This window comes from Oleiphilus sp. HI0079 (assembly GCF_001635105.1).
This window is the reverse complement of record NZ_LWFT01000254.1, coordinates 1-527: the sequence shown is the minus strand read 5'-3', so window position 1 is coordinate 527 and position 527 is coordinate 1. Positions and strand designations below refer to the sequence as shown.

The window sequence follows — 527 nt, the reverse complement described above, 5'->3', positions numbered from 1 at the left end:
GGCCTACAGAGACATTGAGATCGAGCACATCGTCAAAGCGCGCAGGCGCCTTCCATTCGATCAACAATTTTACGATTTGATTCTCATAACCTTGCGCGAGTAACTCCTGATAACCTCCAAGTGCGGCACGCAAAAACTCCGTAGAGGCGAGGTCGACATAATCTGCATAGCGCGCGTTGAAGACCACATTCTGTGCATCACACTCGTTATAGCGAACGCGGATACGTAGCGTAAACCGAGCCATCACGCTTACTCGCTTGGCTTGGAGTCGAGCTTACGATCAATATCGTCAGCAGAACGGCGAACCGGCAATTGCTCCCAGGGCTCACCCCATGCTCGATTAACAATGCGACCTCGCTCAGTCGCTTCTCGCGCAGCGACCTCGGCCGTCCACCGCTGCACGTTACGATATGACTCTACATCAAGAAACGCCGCGGCATCGTAAAGCTTGCCTTGAGCCAATACCCCATACCAAGGCCAAATTGCCATATCAGCAATGGTGTACTCATCCCCCACCATGAATTGGT

General features: G+C 52.8%; 1 protein-coding gene and 1 pseudogene. Both read right to left on the bottom strand.

Annotated features, from left to right (window positions below; all coding sequences use genetic code 11):
* On the bottom strand, nt 1-244 hold a 244-nt coding region (locus A3750_RS03740), incomplete at its 3' end, for a thioesterase family protein (protein ID WP_197474862.1).
* 5 nt (nt 245-249) lie between these two features.
* Nucleotides 250-527: pseudogene (locus A3750_RS03735) on the bottom strand (glutathione binding-like protein); the annotation flags it as partial.